Origin of the sequence: Halobaculum sp. CBA1158 (assembly GCF_021431925.1) — an archaeon.
In the GTDB taxonomy this organism is placed as follows: domain Archaea; phylum Halobacteriota; class Halobacteria; order Halobacteriales; family Haloferacaceae; genus Halobaculum.
Genome location: NZ_CP090371.1, coordinates 160,046 through 176,872, shown reverse-complemented (window position 1 = coordinate 176,872; position 16,827 = coordinate 160,046). Strand labels below are relative to the sequence as shown.

At 69.1% G+C, this 16,827-nt stretch carries 18 protein-coding genes; 9 read left to right on the top strand and 9 right to left on the bottom strand.

All coding sequences use genetic code 11. The features are described 5' to 3' along the window. Positions 1-111 precede the first annotated feature (111 nt). Positions 112-1,269 (top strand): FAD-dependent oxidoreductase, encoded by a 1,158-nt coding sequence (locus Hbl1158_RS00815; RefSeq protein WP_234298194.1) that lies wholly within the window; start codon positions 112-114, stop codon positions 1,267-1,269. Between the two features lie 57 nt (positions 1,270-1,326). On the opposite strand, the gene Hbl1158_RS00810 is transcribed toward Hbl1158_RS00815, so the two are convergent. Next, a complete protein-coding gene (locus Hbl1158_RS00810; protein ID WP_234298193.1) occupies positions 1,327-1,884 on the bottom strand; it encodes a DUF5518 domain-containing protein in 558 nt (185 codons plus the stop codon). A gap of 177 nt (positions 1,885-2,061) precedes the next feature. On the opposite strand from Hbl1158_RS00810, the gene Hbl1158_RS00805 reads away from it, so the two are divergent. After that, positions 2,062-3,564, top strand: coding sequence for a phenylalanine--tRNA ligase subunit alpha (locus Hbl1158_RS00805; RefSeq protein ID WP_234298192.1), 1,503 nt, complete (start codon positions 2,062-2,064; stop codon positions 3,562-3,564). Further along, positions 3,564-5,369 (top strand): phenylalanine--tRNA ligase subunit beta, encoded by a 1,806-nt coding sequence (gene pheT, locus Hbl1158_RS00800; protein ID WP_234298191.1) that lies wholly within the window; start codon positions 3,564-3,566, stop codon positions 5,367-5,369. The genes Hbl1158_RS00805 and pheT overlap by 1 nt, the downstream gene beginning before the upstream one ends. Positions 5,370-5,432: 63 nt before the next feature. Here pheT and Hbl1158_RS00795 read toward each other — a convergent pair whose 3' ends face one another. Together Hbl1158_RS00795 and Hbl1158_RS00790 are read right to left on the bottom strand one after the other, a co-directional pair. Beyond that, positions 5,433-5,882, bottom strand: a complete 450-nt coding sequence (locus Hbl1158_RS00795; protein ID WP_234298190.1) for a DoxX family protein — start codon at positions 5,880-5,882, stop codon at positions 5,433-5,435. Next, on the bottom strand, positions 5,879-6,931 hold the full coding sequence (locus Hbl1158_RS00790) for a sialidase family protein (protein WP_234298189.1): 1,053 nt from the start codon (positions 6,929-6,931) through the stop codon (positions 5,879-5,881). Before Hbl1158_RS00790 ends, Hbl1158_RS00795 begins: the two co-directional genes overlap by 4 nt. Before the next feature lie 118 nt (positions 6,932-7,049). Here Hbl1158_RS00790 and Hbl1158_RS00785 point away from each other — a divergent pair, with 118 nt between their 5' ends. Continuing rightward, positions 7,050-8,051: a TatD family hydrolase gene (locus Hbl1158_RS00785; RefSeq protein WP_234298188.1), complete on the top strand. Its 1,002-nt coding sequence runs from the start codon at positions 7,050-7,052 to the stop codon at positions 8,049-8,051. A 164-nt stretch (positions 8,052-8,215) separates the two neighbouring features. Here Hbl1158_RS00785 and Hbl1158_RS00780 read toward each other — a convergent pair whose 3' ends face one another. The 3 genes from Hbl1158_RS00780 to Hbl1158_RS00770 form a co-directional block, all read right to left on the bottom strand. Continuing rightward, the gene (locus Hbl1158_RS00780; protein ID WP_234298187.1) at positions 8,216-8,674 is read right to left on the bottom strand and encodes a hypothetical protein; all 459 of its coding nucleotides are present in this window, start codon (positions 8,672-8,674) and stop codon (positions 8,216-8,218) included. A gap of 199 nt (positions 8,675-8,873) precedes the next feature. Next, entirely contained in the window at positions 8,874-9,761 is an 888-nt protein-coding gene (locus tag Hbl1158_RS00775; RefSeq protein ID WP_234298186.1) for a fumarylacetoacetate hydrolase family protein, read from the bottom strand. A 54-nt stretch (positions 9,762-9,815) separates the two neighbouring features. Beyond that, complete coding sequence (locus Hbl1158_RS00770) at positions 9,816-11,171, bottom strand: amidohydrolase family protein (protein WP_234298185.1); 1,356 nt, start codon at positions 11,169-11,171, stop codon at positions 9,816-9,818. 100 nt (positions 11,172-11,271) lie between these two features. On the opposite strand from Hbl1158_RS00770, the gene Hbl1158_RS00765 reads away from it, so the two are divergent. Then, entirely contained in the window at positions 11,272-11,883 is a 612-nt protein-coding gene (locus Hbl1158_RS00765) for a TetR/AcrR family transcriptional regulator (protein WP_234298184.1), read from the top strand. A gap of 55 nt (positions 11,884-11,938) precedes the next feature. Here Hbl1158_RS00765 and Hbl1158_RS00760 read toward each other — a convergent pair whose 3' ends face one another. Continuing rightward, positions 11,939-13,162 (bottom strand): CoA transferase, encoded by a 1,224-nt coding sequence (locus Hbl1158_RS00760; RefSeq protein WP_234298183.1) that lies wholly within the window; start codon positions 13,160-13,162, stop codon positions 11,939-11,941. 294 nt (positions 13,163-13,456) lie between these two features. Here Hbl1158_RS00760 and Hbl1158_RS00755 point away from each other — a divergent pair, with 294 nt between their 5' ends. Continuing rightward, complete coding sequence (locus Hbl1158_RS00755; RefSeq protein WP_234298182.1) at positions 13,457-13,903, top strand: universal stress protein; 447 nt, start codon at positions 13,457-13,459, stop codon at positions 13,901-13,903. A gap of 66 nt (positions 13,904-13,969) precedes the next feature. Further along, complete coding sequence (locus Hbl1158_RS00750) at positions 13,970-14,707, top strand: hypothetical protein (protein WP_234298181.1); 738 nt, start codon at positions 13,970-13,972, stop codon at positions 14,705-14,707. Positions 14,708-14,750: 43 nt separating this feature from the next. Here Hbl1158_RS00750 and Hbl1158_RS00745 read toward each other — a convergent pair whose 3' ends face one another. Both Hbl1158_RS00745 and Hbl1158_RS00740 read right to left on the bottom strand, forming a co-directional pair. Beyond that, on the bottom strand, positions 14,751-15,311 hold the full coding sequence (locus tag Hbl1158_RS00745) for a GNAT family N-acetyltransferase (protein WP_234298180.1): 561 nt from the start codon (positions 15,309-15,311) through the stop codon (positions 14,751-14,753). After that, positions 15,308-15,676, bottom strand: a complete 369-nt coding sequence (locus tag Hbl1158_RS00740; RefSeq protein WP_234298179.1) for a universal stress protein — start codon at positions 15,674-15,676, stop codon at positions 15,308-15,310. The genes Hbl1158_RS00745 and Hbl1158_RS00740 overlap by 4 nt, the downstream gene beginning before the upstream one ends. A 59-nt stretch (positions 15,677-15,735) precedes the next feature. Here Hbl1158_RS00740 and Hbl1158_RS00735 point away from each other — a divergent pair, with 59 nt between their 5' ends. After that, entirely contained in the window at positions 15,736-15,981 is a 246-nt protein-coding gene (locus tag Hbl1158_RS00735; RefSeq protein WP_234298178.1) for a hypothetical protein, read from the top strand. Next, a complete protein-coding gene (locus tag Hbl1158_RS00730; RefSeq protein ID WP_234298177.1) occupies positions 15,978-16,799 on the top strand; it encodes a DUF5806 family protein in 822 nt (273 codons plus the stop codon). Before Hbl1158_RS00735 ends, Hbl1158_RS00730 begins: the two co-directional genes overlap by 4 nt. The last annotated feature ends 28 nt before the right edge of the window (positions 16,800-16,827 follow it).

The following is a 16,827-nucleotide window of genomic DNA, read 5'->3' as shown; positions in this document are numbered from 1 at the left end:
CGGCGGGACTTCGGTGTTTCCTCGCGTCGGCCGCCATCGGCGGGCGGCGGCGTCTCGTCCGCGGGGTCCCCGTCGGCAACGCTCTTGTGACGCGCCGACGTTGCGGCGACCATGCACGTCGCCGTCGTCGGCGGAGGGATCGTCGGCGTCGCGAGCGCGTACGAACTCGCGGCCCGCGGCGCGGACGTGACCCTCCTCGAACGCGGGAGCCTCGGCGCGGGCAGCACCGACCGCGCGCTCGGCGGCATCCGCGCGCAGTTCTCCACCCGCGTCAACGTCGAACTCTCGGTCGCCTCCATCGAGGTGTGGAACGAGTTCGAGGCGCGCTTCGGCGTCGACGTCGACCGCCGCACCACCGGCTACCTCTTTTGCACCCGCGAGGGGGACGTCGCCGACGCCTTCGCCGACCAGGTCGCCATGCAGGGCGAGTACGGCGTCGAGAGCCGCCTCGTCGACCCCGCCGACGCCGCCGACCTGTGCCCCGGACTCCGACCGGACGAGTTCGTCGCCTGCACCTACTGTCCGACCGACAGCTTCGCCGACCCGCACCTCGCGCTCCAGGGGTACGCCCGCGCCGCACGCGCCGAGGGCGTCGAGATACGGACGAACACCCCGGTTTCGAGCCTCGATCCGCGCGAGTCGGGCGTCCGGGTGGAACTGGCTGACGACGCCGACCCGCTGGTGGCCGACGCCGCGGTCAACGCCGCGGGCGCGTGGGCTCCCCGGCTGGCCGAGACCGCGGGGTACGACCTCCCGATCGTCGCCCACCGCCGGCAGACCGCCGTCGTCGAGCCCGAGTCCCCCGTCCCCGAGACCGACCCGCTGGTCATCGACGCCGACACGACCGCGCACTTCCGGCCCGAGCGCGACGGCCGCGCGCTCGTCGGCGGTCACTTCGCCGAGGCCGATCCCGTCGTCGACGACCCGGACCGGTTCTCGGAGACGCCCGACACCGACTGGGCCGTGTCGGCACTCGAGCGCGCCGGGAGGGTGGCCGACTACTTCGGCCCCGAGAGCCGCCTCGCGGGCGGGTGGGCCGGCCTGTACGCCGTCACCCCGGACCACCACGCGATCGTCGAGGAGTCGCTGCCGGGCGTCGTCACGGCCGCGGGGTTCTCCGGCCACGGCTTCCAGCACGCGCCGGCGACGGCCGCGTGCGTCGCGGAGTTGGTTCTCGACGGCGCGGCGTCGACCGTGGACGTGTCCGGGCTGACTCGCGAGCGGTTCGAGGGCGACGGCGGCGGGCCCGTCGAGCGCAACGTCGCCTGAACCGCGCGGGCGACTCGGGGGAGTCGGTCCGGCCGAGCTGTCGCTCGGCCCGAGCCGTCACTCCCGCGAGGAGCCGTCGGCGTCGAACTCCGTCGACTCCGAGCGGGGGCCGCCGTCGGCGTCCGAATCGGGGTGGTCGTCCGAGTCGAGGCCGTCGTCCACCTCCGGGCTGTCGTCTCGGAGCGTCGTCGGGTCGTGCAGACGGTCGGGATCGGTCTCGGTCGGGCCGTCGAACTCGCGGTTGAGCACAGCGCCGGCGAAGCCGCCGAGCGCGCCGAGGACGCCGCCGTACAGGGTCGAAACCAGCAGGATGAGCAGGAAGAACACGAGCGCGACGAGGATCCCCGAGCGCGCGCCCGGGCCAGCGATGATGAACACCGAGGCGACCAGCGTCGCGAGGACCGCGCCGGGGACCGCAGCGAGCAGCCCCGCGAGCCCGCCGACGATCGCCCCGTCCCGCCCGTCGGGGCCGTGGAGGTAGCCGGCGACGCCGCCCCCGATGACCGGCGAGAACGGGAGGAAGAACGTCACGAGCGTGATGACCGCGCCGATGGCCGCGTGTTTGAACGTGGACGTGTCGTTCAGCACCGACGTGTCGGCCGAGGCGGATGACATGCTGACGAGATTCCCACGTGGGGATATAAACGGTGTGGCGGCCGGGGTGGGGGAGTCGACGCCGCGGGGAATCCGGTCCGAGCGAGTCGACGCCGCGGAGCGGCGGACTCGGGAGGTGAACCGTCGTCCCGGAACGACACGACTAACCACCGACCGGACGGACAAGCACACAACCGAATGCGACTCCCACAGGCGCAGGTCGCGCTGCTGGAACGCGCCAGCGCGACCGACGCGACGACCGTCGAACAGCTCGCGAGCGACACGGACCTGAAGCCCGAGACTGTGACTCGCGCCGCCTTCGACCTCCGCGAGGAGGGGCTCGTCGCCGTCGAGGAGCGCCTCGAGGAGTCGGCGACGCTCACCGACGAGGGCGAGACCTACCGGAGCGAGGGGCTCCCCGAGGTTCGCCTCCACCGCGCCGCCCGCGAGGTCGGCGACGGCGACCCGGTGGCGATGGGCGAGGCCATCGGCGCGGCCGGGCTCGAGGGCCCCGAGGTCGACATCGCGCTCGCCAACTACGCCCGCAAGGGCTACGGCGTCGTCGACTCCGGCGAGGTGACCGCCGACGGCGACGCGGACCCCGACGGCGACGAGGAGGCCGCCGCGCTCGACGCGCTCGCCGACGGCGAGGCGGTCGACGACGCGGCCCTGCTCGACCGACTGGAGAGCCGCGGACTCGTCGAGGTCGACGAGCGGACCGTTCGCTCGGTCACGCTCACGGATGAGGGCGTCACCGCGCTGATGGAGGGCGTCGAGGTCGCCGAGACGGTCGACCGCCTCACGCCCGAACTGCTGACCAGCGGCGAGTGGGCGGACGTGGAGTTCGCCGACTACAACGTCGAGGCCGACGCCCCGGCCGTCGAGGGGGGCCGCGAGCACGTCCTCCGGAGCATGTCCGAGCGCGTGAAGGACGTGCTCGTCGGGATGGGGTTCCAGGAGATGGACGGCCCGCACGCCGACGCCGACTTCTGGATCAACGACTGCCTGTTCATGCCGCAGGACCACCCGGCGCGCACCCACTGGGACCGATTCGCGCTGGACGTGCCGCCGGTGGCGGACCTCCCGGAGGGGCTCGTCGACCGCGTGGAGGCGACCCACCGCGACGGCGTCGGCGAGGACGGCGACGGCTACCACTCGCCGTGGTCGGAGGACTTCGCGCGGGCGATCGCCCTGCGCGGGCACACCACGTCGCTGTCGATGCGCTACCTCTCGGGGTACGCCGACGCCGACCTGGAGCCGCCAAAGCGGTACTTCTCCGTGCAGAAGGCGTACCGCAACGACACGCTCGACGCCACCCACCTGCTGGAGTTCTTCCAGATCGAGGGGTGGGTGATGGCCGAGGACCTCTCGGTGCGGGACCTGATGGGTACCTTCGAGGAGTTCTACCGACAGTTCGGCATCGAGGAGATCCGGTTCAAGCCGCACTACAACCCCTACACGGAGCCGAGCTTCGAGCTGTTCGGCGAGCACCCCGAGACGGGCGAGGAGATCGAGATCGGCAACTCGGGGATGTTCCGCGACGAGGTGCTCGAACCCCTGGGGATCGACTGCGACGTGATGGCGTGGGGGCTCGCGCTGGAACGGCTCGCGATGCTCACGACGGGCGCGGAGGACATCCGCGACCTGCACGGCACCCTTGCGGACCTCGAGTTCCTGCGGAACGCGGAGGTGACCTACTGATGCCAGTCGTCGACATCGACACGGACGAGCTTCGAGGACTGACCGGCGAGGACAAGAGCGACGAGGAGTTCAAATCCGACCTGTTCGCGCTCGGACTGGAGTACGAGGGCGACACCGACGACGGCCTGCTCCAGTTCGAGTTCGGCCCCGACCGACTCGACCGCCTCTCCGTCGAGGGCGTCGCGCGCTCGCTGCGCTACCAGTACGGGAACGACCGCGGCGTGTACGTCCCCGAGACGAACGACGCCGACTGGACGATCGAGGTCGATCCGTCGGTGCCCGAGGAGCGCCCGTACGTCACCGGCGCGGTCGTGCGCGGCGTCGAGCTCGGCGAGTCCGGGCTGGAGTCGCTGATCCAACTGCAGGAGAAGCTGCACGCGACGATGGGCCGCGGCCGCGCGAAGGGTGCCATCGGCGTCCACGACCTCACGATGCTGAAGGGACAGGCGCTCACCGAGGAGTCGGAGCCCTCCGGAACCATCGACGCCGCCACCGCGGACCTGGGTGCGACCGAGAAGACGATCACCTACCGCGGTGTCGAGCCCGAGGGCGACCGGTTCGTCCCGCTGGACGCGAACAGCGAAATGACGCCCGCGGACGTGCTGGCGGAGCACGACACCGGCGAGACGTACGCCGACCTCGTCGCCGACCTGGACCGCTACCCCGCGATCTACGACGAGCTGGGGCTGTTCTCGTTCCCGCCGGTGATCAACGGGAAGCGCACGGAGGTCGACGCGGGCTCGCGCGACCTGTTCATCGAACTCACCGGGACCGACCAGTGGACCATCGACAAGATGTGCGTCATCCTCTGTTATGCCCTCTCCGCGCGCGGCGGCACCGTCGAGGAGGTGCAGGTCGACTACGCCGACGGCGCGAGGTACCCCGACGAGTACGGCCCGGAACTGATCCGACCGGACCTCGACACCGACGAGAAGTCCGTCACGCACGACCGCATCGAGACGATGCTCGGGATCGAACTGGAGCGCGAGGCGGTCGTCGACCTCTTCGAGCGCTCGGGCCTCGACGCCGCCTACAGCCTGGGCGAGGAGGAGACCGTCTACGACGTGGAGGTCCCGCCGTACCGCGTCGACGTGCTCCACCCCCTCGACCTCGTCGACGACGTGGGCCGGGCGTACGGCTTCAACGAATTGGAGCCCAGCTATCCGGACATCGGCACCATCGGCGGACGCCACGAGCGTTCGCGGCTGGAGCGGGCGGTGCGCACGAGCCTCATCGGTCTGGGGTTCGAGGACATGCTGAACTTCCACATGACCTCGGCCGCCGAGAACTACGACCGGATGCGTCTGGACGAGCGCGACGCCGGCGCGGACCCGTCGGACGCGCCGCTGGGCGCGGAGCCGCGCGCGGAGATCACCAGCCCGTACAGCGAGGACTACACCCAACTGCGGACGTGGGCGCTCCCCTCGCTGGTGCAGGTGCTGGAGAACAACACCCACCGGAGCTACCCGCAGGACCTCGCGGAGGTCGGCTTCGTCGCCCACCGCGACGACGACGTGACCACCCGCGTCGCCGAGGACCGCCGCGTCGCCGGCGTGCTCGCGCGCACCGACGCCACCTACGAGGACGCGAAGGCGCGCCTGCAGGCCGTCTGCAACGACTTCGACGCCGACCTGAAGACGCCGGCGACGGAGCACCCGAGCTTCCTCGACGGCCGCGTCGCCGAAGTCGTCGTCGACGGGGAGTCCGTCGGCGTCGTGGGCGAACTCCACCCCGAGGTGCTGGTCGACCGCGACATGGAGGTTCCGGTGGCCGCCTTCGAGTTCTCGGTGTCGGCGCTGCGGTAACGCGGACCGTTCTTCCCTGGCGATACCGCGAGCGCGACGCCGGCTCCGAGCGCGTCGCCGGCGCTACTCCTCGGCGTCGGCGGCCGCGTCGAGGAGCACGATCGCCCCACCCAGCAGGGCGACGTTCTTACAGAAGTTGATCTTGTTCGCGTGGCGTTCCTCCCCCTCCATCGTCCAGAAGTCGTGGATAGCGGGCGTCGTCGAGAGGAAGAAGACGACGAGCGCGCCGGCCGAGGCGCGCGGGAACTTCCACAGGAGGACGCCGAGGTTGGCGACGAACAGCATGCCGGTGACGAACGGCACGAGCACGTCGGGCATCGGGACGCCCTTCTCCTCGGCGACGGCGACGCGCTTGTCGTTGCTCCGGAAGCCGTCGATCGCCATGTACGCCAGGATGCCGGCGTACAGCGTCCGCCCGAGTCGCGAGGGCGCTGTGGTCGCCGGGGTTGACGGGGGTGCCGTCGCGTTCGTCGCGTCCGTCGGCGCGTCGCCGGGGGAACCGGCGTCGCTCACGACTCCACCACCTCGATCCGGCTGACGTTCGCGTCGACGCGACCGACGGTCTCGTACTCGCCGTCGGCCGTCCGTCGGGCGATCCGACCCGCCACGTCGTCGCGCTGGTCGGGCACGTCGAACAGCCCCGAACCGCAGATCACGTCGCCGTCGAGGACGGCCCACGTCTCGACGACCTCGTGAGGGTCGCCCGGGTAGGGAACGCGCTCGAGGTCGCGGCCGAAGTTCGTCGACTCGAACAGCGCCGTCTCGTGGTCGTCGTTCACCCACGCCGGCGGGGCCTCCTCGCCGCCGGAGAAGAAGACGCGCCCGTCGTGGACGAACACCCGCCGGATGTACGAGAAGTCGTTGCCGCGGTCGATCCGCCGCCAGGAGTCGCCGGCGTCGGTCGTCCGCCAGAGGCCGCCCTCGCCGACGGCGTGACCGAGCCCGAGGTTCTCCAGATTGTGGTCCAGGTACCCGGTCGTCGCGAGCCACACCTCCTCGGAGATCGGAAGCACCTGGTGGACGTCGTCGACGATGGTGTCGCGTCGGTCGAGCCACGTCTGACCACCGTCGCGGCTGAGGTGGATCCCGCCGGCTTCGACGCCGGCGATCAGGTGGTCGGGACGGCCGGGGACCGCCTCCAGGGCACGCAGTCGAGCGTAGTGCGGGTCGATCGGCGACTCCCAATGGCCGCGCGAGGGGAGGTCACGGAACCCCTTCAGCTCCGACCACGTCTCGCCCCCGTCGACCGAGCGGAACACGTACGGGTCGTTCGTCCCGGCGTACAGCGCGCCGTCGCGCGTCGCCAGGATCGACCACACCTCGCTTTGGCCGGCGTGCCAGAAGCGGTCCCCGAGCGGGACGCCGAGGTCCTCCCACGTGTCGCCGCCGTCGACCGAGCGGTACGCGCCGGTCGTCGAGGCGACGAACACCCCCTCGGTGTGGTCCCAGGACTTCACGGCCGTCACGACTCCACACTCGAGGACGGGCTCGAGTTCGTCGCGGTCGAAGGGCACGTCGGCGACGCGATAGAGCCCGTCGTCGGTCCCGATCAGGAGTGTCATGGTCGTGAATGTACGTCGATCGCGTAATAAAGTTTTACCAAGCCGTAAAACGCTAAGTGTCGGCGGGTGTAACCGCGAGTATCCGCGGCTCGAAACCGACCCCACACCACATCCACAAATGACCTCAGACGACATCACCGCCCGCCCGACGGACGCCTCGCACCTCGATGACGACCTTGATCTCCCGACGGAACTGCTCAACACGCCGTGGATCGACGGCCACAACCACGCCCAGACGCTGTCGTGGGAGGACCGCGAGCGGTACGCCCTCTCCGGGTGTGCCGGGATGGTGATGGTCGCCTCGGGATATCACTGGACGCCGTACAAGCCCGTCCGGGCCGCCGACGTCCGGTTCCTCTGGGACGACGCGATCAACCGCCGCGCGGCCATCGAACGCAACCACTTCTTCGAGCCGAAACTCGGCCTGGGCGTCCACACGGGCGTCCGGATCGAGGACCCCGACGAACTGCTGGCGGCGATGGCCGACTACTGTACCCTGGACGCGGTCGCGGCCGTCGGCGAGACCGGCGTCACGCCGACCCAGCACGTGGAGGGGTGGGACTTCGACGAGCAGCGCGCCGTCGTCGAGGCGCAGTTGGCGCTGGCGGCCGACCACGACCTCCCGGCGATCCTCCACACGCCGAACACGTCGCCGCCGGCGAAACGGTCCTACCGCCCCGAACTCGGAACTCCGGGGTACGAGAAGAACCCCGGGCTCGGGACCGAGCCGGTCATCGACGGCGACAATCCCGCGCTGGAGGCGGTGAAAATCGACGTGGCGGCGGCCCACGACGCCGGTCTCCCCGAGGACCGGGTGATCGCCTCCCACGCCGACGAGAACAACACGGCGTACCTGATGGAGGAGACCGACTGCCACCTCAGCTACACCATCGGCCACTCGTGGCTCGTCGGCGTCGACGCCGCGACCGTCGCCGACGCCATCGACGAGTACGGCCCCGAGCGGATCATGATCGACACCGACTGCGCCAACGTGCTCCGGACGGACCCGTACGCCATCAAGCGGGCGATGTTCGAACTGTACCGCTACGGCATCGACGCCGAGGACATCCGGACGGTCGTGTGGGAGAACCCGAGGCGGGTGCTCGGGTTCGAGGAGTAAGAACGGGCCACGGTTCGCGGAGCGGCGCGGGAGGGTGGTGCTGTCGGGAGTCCCTGAGACTATGTGGAATTGCGTGCCTGATCGATAGATACAGGGAAAGGATCTATTGGTAGATACAGGTGGTGCAATCATGGAGCCATCTCTACCGCTCCATACAGTATTATTCAGTAATCTGTCAAATCTACGGTTGTTGAGTATGTTTCGCCGAAGATGTGATGTTCAGTCGCGGCGATGCGTCGAAGTCGTCCGTCAACGGTGATCTCGGCGCGATACCCGGTCACTACGAGGTCGTCCGTACAGACTTCGATGTCCTCTGAATTGTCCGCAGCGACAATAAGCAGGTCCAGCCGGTCTTGTGAATCCTCGTACTCAGCATGGGCCAATTTGACTGTTCCGCAACTGCTTGAACCGTATTGCACTGTTCCGCGAACAGTAACAGTGTCGTCGTCTACACTCACTTCCGGTGGGGCCTCGATTTTCAACTCCGGGTCAACCAATTCAAACTCTACGGAGGGAGGGGTCGGTGAGTCGGGTGTTGTTGATGGCGCAGAACCACTGTCGAGACAGCCTGCAAGTGCCGGTAGCAGTCCGCCTGCGACACCGAGGAGTTGGCGGCGGTTCATTGCTTTCACTTAGAGGGTGGGAAAGAAAAGCAAAAGGTAACATGAAAGACTCGTTTGACAGACTGGCAGGTCTACTGAGCGGTTAGGCATCCAAAGGAGGGTCGCCTAGTATGCAGCAGCTACCTAACGGCTGTTTCACCGACGAGAGGTTGAACGAATCCGTCGGAACGGAGCTACCGGATGGGGCTACCGACCCCGCCTAGCGATACTCGCAGTCGTTCGTCACCTCGCCCAGTCTCTCGACGCCGACGGTGACGGTGTCGCCCTCCTCCAGCAACACCGGCGGCTCGCGGTAGACGCCGACGCCCGGCGGCGTCCCGGTGAAGATCAGGTCGCCCGGCGTCAGCGTGAACGCCTGGCTGCAGAACGAAACGAGCTCGTCGATCCCGAAGATGAGCTGGTCGGTCGAGGAGTCCTGCAGGCGCTCGCCGTTGACCTCGGCGTAGATGTCCAGGTCGTGGGGGTCGTCGACCTCGTCGGCCGTCACGAGCTCCGGCCCGGTCGGGGCGAACCCGTCGAGGCTCTTCCCGCGGACCCACTGGCCGTCACCGTGCTGGAGATCGCGCGCGGACACGTCGTTGCCGACGAGGTAGCCGGCGACGTGGTCCATCGCGTCGCTCTCGTCGACGCGGCGGGCCTCCTCACCGATGACGACGACGAGCTCCGCCTCGTAGTCGACCTTCTGCGTGTACTCGGGATCCCAGCCGATCGCGTCGTCCGGCCCGGCCACGGTCGTCGGGAACTTCGAGAACAGCACCGGCGTCTCGGGGATCTCGTTTCCCCCCTCCTCGGCGTGGTCGCGGTAGTTCAAGCCGACGCAGACGACCTTCTCCGGGTCGCCGACGGGCGCGTGTCTGTCCACCTCGGCGGCGTCGTACACGCCGGTGCCGGTCGCCTCGGCGTACTCGACGGCCAACTCCGCCTTTCGCTCCCACCGCCAGTCGCCGAGCAGATCGGCGGTCGCGTCGGGGATCTCGATCCCCGCGGCCGCGCCGGCTTCTGGGAGGCGTACGATCGCGTCGTCATCTCGGGCGACGCCGGTCCACGCGGCGTCGTCCTCGGGTGTGCTGTATTGTCCAAGTCGCATGTGTATCGGTGTCGTGAAAGAACGCGTGAGTGGCGTCGCGTCGTCGCGCCCGTCTCAGAGCTCGATCCCGGCCTCGTCGACGAGCCGGTGGCCGGACTCGACGAACCGGTCGAACTCCGACTCGACGAGGTCGTTCGTCAGTTCGCCGTCGCGCTTGACCGGCTCGCCGTCGACGAGGACCGTGTCGATGTGGGAGGGGTCCGACTGGAAGACGATCGTCTCGATCGGCGAGTGCGACGGGGCGGTCATGAAGTCGCTCGCGTCGAGCACCACCACGTCGGCGCGCTTGCCGGGGGTGAGCGTCCCGATCTCGTCGTCCAGACCGAGCGCGCGAGCGCCCTCGATCGTCGCCATCTCCAGGGTGTCGCGGGCGGCGATGGAGACCTCGGTGACCTCCTCGTCGCCCTCCAGGACCGCCTGGTTGTCGAACATCCGCTGGAGCTGCATGCCGATGCGCATCTGCGAGCCCATGTCGCCGCTGACGTTCGAGCAGACGTCGACGCCCCACGCCGGGCGGCCGCCCGCCTCCAGCACCTTCCCGGTGACGGGGATGCCGTGGCCCATCTGCATCTCGACCTCCGGCGTCGACGAGAAGGAGACGCCCTGCTCGACGGCGTGGTCGATGTCCTCCTGCGCGAAGTGGTTGCCGTGGGCGACGTTCACGTCGGGGCCGAGCATGTCCTCGATCGCGCCGAACCCCTGGTAGTCCTCGCCGTACACCGACGACGGCCACAGCGCCGCGCCCATGTGGATGGTCGAGAGCGCGTCCAGGTCGCGCGCCAGTTCCAGGTCCGCTCGGGCCGTCTCGTCGGTACAGAAGTCCGGCCCCCGAAGCCCGAGCGCCAGGCTGAGCAGGTCGTCGTCGCGGATCGCCTCCTCGTGAAGCTCGCGGATGTTCTCCTCCGGGAGTCCGACGTCGCTCTCGAACCACCACTTTGCCGCGTCGTCTCCCGGCGGGCCGTAGGTGTACACCGCGCGGATCCCGGCGTCCTGCAGCGCGTCGACGGCGCGTTCGCCGTGTTCGAGCGTGTTGGGGTACGACCAGTCCAGGGCCGTCGTCGTCCCCGTGTGAAGCTTCTCGAACGCCCCGAAGAGGCCGCCGAGGTACATGTCCTCGGGTCGGTAGAGCCCGGTGATGTTGCCGAGCATGTGGTCGAAGTACTCGTTCATGAGCGACCAGTCCCCGGCGATGCCCCGTACCTGGGTCTGCGCGAGGTGGATGTGCGAGTCGACGAGTCCCGGGAAGACGATCTTGCCCGACGCGTCGATCGGCTCGGCGTTCGCGTCCGCGAGGTCCCCGCCGATCTCGACGATCTCGCCGTCCTCGATCAGCACGTCGGCCCCCTCGAGCGTCCCGATGTCGGGGTCGAGCGAGACGACCGTCCCATCCTGAATGATCGTTTGTGGCATCTCCGGGCTGTGGGTTTGACCAGGAGGACAAAAGTTTACCGCACGGTAAACACGGCGGTCGGGGCAATCGTATTATATGCCTCTCCGTGTGAGAGGACGTATGAGCGATTCCTCCGAGACGGTCTCCGCCAAGGACACGAGGGAGGTGATCATGGAGGCGACCTTTCGCGCGCTGAGCAAGCACGGGTACAAGGACCTCCGCATGCGGGACATCGGCGAGGAGATGGACCTCACCCGACAGGTGATCCACTACCACTTCGACGGGAAGTACGACCTGCTGTCGTCGTTTCTGGAGCACGTCATCGACCAGTACGAGGGGAGCGTCGAGGTCGAAGCGGACGCGGACCCGCGGACGGAACTGGACGCGCGGATCGACCAGTGTCTGTTCGGACCGGAGTTCGAGGAGTTCGGCCACTGGGACCGGATGAAGGTGTACCACGAGCTGTACACCTACGCGCAGAACGACGAGGCGCACCGCGAGATATTCGACGAGCACTACGACCGGATCCGCGGGAGCATCGTCGAGGTCGTCGAAGAGGGGATCGAGTCGGGCGAGTTCCGCGACGTGGACGCGACGCTGATGGGGCAACTCGTCACCGACGTGATCCACGCGGCCCGCGGCCGGCGGATCTCGCTGGGGCACGAGGACGCCCCCGAACAGGCCCGCCGCGCCATCGACGAGTTCGTGCTCGACTCGCTGTACGAGGCGTAGGGAATCCGCAACCGCGACCGCGACCGTTACTGCGACGGCGACTCCGCCGCGTCAGCTACTCCTCGGAGTCGGGGTCGCCGAACACGCCCGCCTCCTCCATGCGGTCGATCTCCGCCTCGGAGTAGCCGTGTTCGCGGAACACGTCGCGGTTGTGCTCGCCCAGCAGCGGCGGCGGGAGCTCGAAGCCGCTCTCGGCGGAGCCGAACTTCAACGGGTGCTCGATCACGGGGATCTCCCCCAGTTCGGGGTGGTCGATCTCGGTGACGGTGCCTCGGGCGTCGATCTGGGGGTTGTTCAGCGCCTCCTCCACGTCATAGACGGGGCCGGCGGGCACCCCCGCGTCCTCCGCGATGATCTCGATCCACTCGTCGGTGGTCCGCTCGGCGAGCGTCGCCTCGATCTCGGCCTCCAGTTCCTCGAGGTGGTCGACGCGGTCGGCGTTCTGCTCGAAGCGGTCGTCCGCCGGGAGGTCCGGCCGGTCGAGCGCTTCACACAGCTCCCCCCACAGCTTCTCGTTGAGGATGCAGATGTTGATGAAGCCGTCTTTCGTCTCGAACGTCTGATACGGCGCGAGGACGGGGTCTTTCGTCCCCATCCGCTTGGTCTCCTCGCCGGCGAACACCATCCCCGCCTGCTTGGTGAGCCACGGGAGGGTCGCCTCCAACATCCCCAGATCGATGTACTCCCCCTCGCCGGTCCGCTCGCGACGGTACAGCGCCGTCGTCGCGCCGAAGGCGGCCCACATCGCCGTGATGAGGTCCGTCATCGGCAGGCCGACCTTCACGGGCTGGCGGCCCTCCTCGCCGGTGACGTTCATGATCCCGCTCATTCCCTGGATGAGCAGGTCGTACCCCGAGCGCTCGCTCCAGGGGCCGGTCTGTCCGAACGCCGAGATCGCCAGGTAGATCAGGTCGTCGTTGTACTCCGAGAGCGTCTCGTAGTCCACGTCGAGTCGCTCGGCGGTCCCGGGTCGGTAGTTCTGAATGAACACGTCCGTCTCCTCGACGAGGTCGTACAGCGCCTCTTTCGCTTCGGGGTTCTTCAGGTCGAGTTCGATGCTCTTCTTCCCGTAGCTCAGCGTCCAGTAGTACGGGGACTCCCCCTGGATGAACGGCGGGCCGGAGTGACGGACCGCGTCGCCGTATCCGGGCTGTTCGACCTTGACGACCTCCGCGCCCTGGTTCGCGAGCATCGCCGAGCAGAAGCCGCCGGTGACGAACGTCGAGAGGTCGAGCACGGTGACCCCCTCGAGGATCCGCCCGTCGTCGCCGTCGCTCATGCGTCGCCTCCGACGGTCGGGCTGGGCGCGTCCTCCTCGACCGCGGTCCGCGGGGGCGCTCCCAGCGTCGACGTGTGGTTCGGTGTCATTCGTACCGCGTAGTTCGCTTACCGCTCGGTAAACGTTTCGCCGCCGGCGCTCGGCCGCGCGGGCCGGATCGTCGCTGCCGGCCGCCCGGGTCGGGGTGTTGATACCGACCTCGGTCGGGGGAGACCGGCCGGCGAGGGCGGTCGACGACGGCACGAAACGGCGACGAGGGGAACACCTTTCACGCCCTCCGCCGCAGGCACGCGTATGAGCCTGACCGTCGATCGCGTGTTGGTTCCCGTCGACGGGAGCGACGAGTCGCTGGAGGCGGTGGAGTACGCCGTCGCCGTCGCCGAGCGCTACGGCGCGCAGGTGCACGCGGTGTACGTGCTCGGCGAGGAGGTCGTCCGCGCCATCGAGGAATCCGCCGTCGACCAGTCGGAGGTCGCCGAGGACACCGAGGCGTTCACCGACTCGGTCAGGGCCATCGCCGAGGCCGAGGGCGTCCCCGTCTCCTCCTCCATCGCCTACGGCTTCTCGACGAAGCGCAAGACCACCCACCCCGGGTCGGTCATCCTCGACACCGCCGAGGACCTCGACGCCGACTTCATTGTGATCCCGCGCGAGCCGCTCACGGGCGAGCCCGGCGAGGTGCTGGAGAAGGCCGCCGAGTACGTCCTGCTGTACGCGAGCCAGCCCGTCCTGTCGGTGTAATCCGACCTTGAGGACACGGCCAAGTAACAGCGAAACAGTATTTGCCCGTGAGGCGAATCCGGGAGCATGGATAGACGCACCGCGCTTCGTGCAACGGCGACGGCCGCAGCAGTCGCGGTTTCGGGGTGTCTCTCCGGCGACGGGTCGGACGGCGATCCGACCCGAACACGACGCCCCGGTGACGGTGACACGACCGACAGCGCGAACGGTGGTGACGAGGGCGATCCCGGTGGACCGATCGGGTCGTCGAATCCGTACATGGCGGTCGTGCGCGAGAACGTGGCGGCGCTCAACCGGGAGGATCTCGATGCCTACCGGCGAACCCTTCACCCCGACGCGCCGGAGTACGAGGCCGCCATCGACCAGGCCCGCGAGGCGTGGGGTGAGTACGATCTGGAGTACGAACTCGAGGAGGTGACGGTGGTCGAGCGACCCGAGACGTCCGGCGACGAACCGGGGACCGACGACGGCGGCTTCGGCGACGGAACCGACGACGGGGCGTTCTCAGCGATCCGGCCGCTGCAGGTCCAGGAGGACGACTGCCAGGACAAGTCGCTGTTCCGACCGCTACAGGTGCAAGACGGGTGTGGCTGTGAGGAGCAGTCGGAGCTGCGCCCGCTACAAGTCCAGGAGGACGACTGCGAGGAGCCGCCCGAGGCGCGTGTCCGGTTCATACAGGTAACGACCGCCGAGGGCGACGGGGAGTTCCGCGACAACAGAACCGAGGGAGTCCACGTGTTACGGGAGTACGAGGGGAACTGGCGGATCTGGGGGACCGAGGCGACGGACGTGGAGTACCTGTGACACCCGCGACCCGCGCGGCGAGGAGCGTCGTCGCCGACGGCCGCTACTCCGGGGTCGCGAGCCGGGCGGTCATCTCCAACTCGAACGACTCGGCGTCGCTGGTCTCGAAGCCGACCTTCTTGTAGAGGCCGACGGCCGCCCGGTTCCACCGCTCGACGGTGAGCCACACGTTCTTGACGCCGTTGTCGGCACCGTGGCCCAACAGCGCCTCCATCAGGTGCGTGCCGATGCCCGCGCCCTGGTACGCCTGGAGCACGAAGATCGCCAGTTCGTAGGCGTCGCCGTCGGGGACCAGCGTGGCGTGGCCGGCGGCGGTGTCTCCCTCCCAGGCGATGACGTTGTAGCCGCCGTCTCCGAGGATCGTCTCCAGCCACGACCGCACGTCCGACTCCCGACCCGGGGGGATCCCCTGCGCGCGGTCGGCGGGGTCGAACGCGAGGTACATCTCGACGAGCGACTCGAAGGCCGCCTCGCCGGACTCACCGTCGGCGTCCGGGGGGTACGGTCGGATCTCGATGGCGCGACCCTCGCGGTCCTCGAAGGTCGTCGGCGGCGGCTCGAACGGGCCGGCGGGCTCGTCCGGGTAGATGCGGTCGCCGCTCATCTGACCAGTTTCACAGAGACGTGGGAGTTCAGCAGGACGAACTGGGCGATGCTGCCGAGGTTGATCTTGCCCATCGGGCTCGTCTCGCCCCCGCCGATGGCGATCTGGTCGAACCCCTCCTCCTCGGCGATGGCGACGATCCGGCTGCCGGCGTCGCCCTCGACGCGGCGCACGTCGGCCGCGAGGTCGACCTCCGAGAGCACCGATCGCACGCGGTCCTCGACGGCGTCGGGCGTGTGGTCGGACTGCGGGTTCTCGACGACCGCGACCGTGAGGTCGTCGCCGGCGGCCCGCGCCCGTTCGACGGTCTCCTCGAGCGCCCGGAAGGAGTCCTCGCTCCCGCCGACGCCCAGCAGTACCTTCATGCGCCGACGGTCGGCTGGGCCGGACAAAAACGTGCCGCCGGCGACGACGATCGCCGGCCGTGACGGTGACCGCGACCGCTGGCGGTCCCGGTAACAGCGACGACAGTCTCGACGATGGCTGCGACAGTCTCGACGACGGCGGTGGCGACTGCGGCGGTGGCGATGGCATCGACCGCGACGGCGACGCGGTCGCCGAGGACAGCGACGGCACCGAAGACAGCGACGGAAGCCGTGCGCGACCCGTCGGACGCCCGACCGACGCGGGGACGGCTTTTTCTCGGTCGGTCGGTTACGGGGCGTCATGACCGACGACTCCGGGGAGAGACAGAGTCCGGCCGCCGAGGCCGCCGGGACGGGCGCGACCGACGGCGGCGAGGTCGCCGGCGAGACGGACGAGCGCGAGACGGCCGCCGGAGCCGACGCCCGTGAGGAGCGCGATGTCGACGGAGCCGCCGGAAACGACGGAGGGGCCAGCGAGGCCGCCGATGACCGCACCGGCGACGGCGACGACGACGGCGGCGACGCCGACCGAACCGGCGACGCCGACGACGCGGACCGCGCCGGCGAGGGATCGGTTCCGGGACCGGACGTCGGGGCCGACGTGCCGGAGGACGTGGCGAAGTACGACCGCTTCCAGAAGATGGAGCGCGCCGAGTACGACCGCGTCAACGAGTTCCTCCGCGACCGCACGTACGTCACCGCCCGCGAGTGGGCGATCGCGCGGCTGTGTGCGGACTTCCGGACGGAGACGGGCGTCGAGATGACGAAGATCGGCGAGAACCTCCCGGAACTCGTGCCGTTCATGACCGACACCTACACGCCGCAGGCGGTGAACCAGGCGCGCGCCTCCTTCGAGGAGAAGGTGCGAAAGGCGGGCGCGACGTTCCTCTACGGCGCGATGTCGGGCTTTTTCACCGCCGAGGACCTCGACGACGTGATGTACGAGTCGACGGAGGTCGCGAAGTTCCTGCTGGAGGTCGAGGGCGCGGACCTCGCCGTCGAGGAGGAGCTGGCCGCCGAGGACAAGATCTCCTCGGTGATGCGCGACGTTCGGGAGGCAAGCGCGGAGGTGCGCGGCGAGGAGGTGAAGTGTCCCGAGTGCGGGCACGTCCACGAGCCCTGAGCGTCGGAGCCCGTCGGTCGAACTCCGG

Coding starts and splice junctions, on each gene's coding strand:
- Hbl1158_RS00815 (WP_234298194.1), top strand. CDS start 112: ATGCACGTCGCCGTCGTCGGCGGAGGGATCGTCGGCGTCGCGAGCGCG.
- Hbl1158_RS00740 (WP_234298179.1), bottom strand. CDS start 15,676: ATGAAGGTACTGCTGGGCGTCGGCGGGAGCGAGGACTCCTTCCGGGCG.
- Hbl1158_RS00750 (WP_234298181.1), top strand. CDS start 13,970: ATGGATAGACGCACCGCGCTTCGTGCAACGGCGACGGCCGCAGCAGTC.
- Hbl1158_RS00765 (WP_234298184.1), top strand. CDS start 11,272: ATGAGCGATTCCTCCGAGACGGTCTCCGCCAAGGACACGAGGGAGGTG.
- Hbl1158_RS00760 (WP_234298183.1), bottom strand. CDS start 13,162: ATGAGCGACGGCGACGACGGGCGGATCCTCGAGGGGGTCACCGTGCTC.
- Hbl1158_RS00770 (WP_234298185.1), bottom strand. CDS start 11,171: ATGCCACAAACGATCATTCAGGATGGGACGGTCGTCTCGCTCGACCCC.
- Hbl1158_RS00810 (WP_234298193.1), bottom strand. CDS start 1,884: ATGTCATCCGCCTCGGCCGACACGTCGGTGCTGAACGACACGTCCACG.
- Hbl1158_RS00780 (WP_234298187.1), bottom strand. CDS start 8,674: ATGAACCGCCGCCAACTCCTCGGTGTCGCAGGCGGACTGCTACCGGCA.
- Hbl1158_RS00775 (WP_234298186.1), bottom strand. CDS start 9,761: ATGCGACTTGGACAATACAGCACACCCGAGGACGACGCCGCGTGGACC.
- Hbl1158_RS00785 (WP_234298188.1), top strand. CDS start 7,050: ATGACCTCAGACGACATCACCGCCCGCCCGACGGACGCCTCGCACCTC.
- Hbl1158_RS00730 (WP_234298177.1), top strand. CDS start 15,978: ATGACCGACGACTCCGGGGAGAGACAGAGTCCGGCCGCCGAGGCCGCC.
- Hbl1158_RS00805 (WP_234298192.1), top strand. CDS start 2,062: ATGCGACTCCCACAGGCGCAGGTCGCGCTGCTGGAACGCGCCAGCGCG.
- Hbl1158_RS00790 (WP_234298189.1), bottom strand. CDS start 6,931: ATGACACTCCTGATCGGGACCGACGACGGGCTCTATCGCGTCGCCGAC.
- pheT (WP_234298191.1), top strand. CDS start 3,564: ATGCCAGTCGTCGACATCGACACGGACGAGCTTCGAGGACTGACCGGC.
- Hbl1158_RS00745 (WP_234298180.1), bottom strand. CDS start 15,311: ATGAGCGGCGACCGCATCTACCCGGACGAGCCCGCCGGCCCGTTCGAG.
- Hbl1158_RS00755 (WP_234298182.1), top strand. CDS start 13,457: ATGAGCCTGACCGTCGATCGCGTGTTGGTTCCCGTCGACGGGAGCGAC.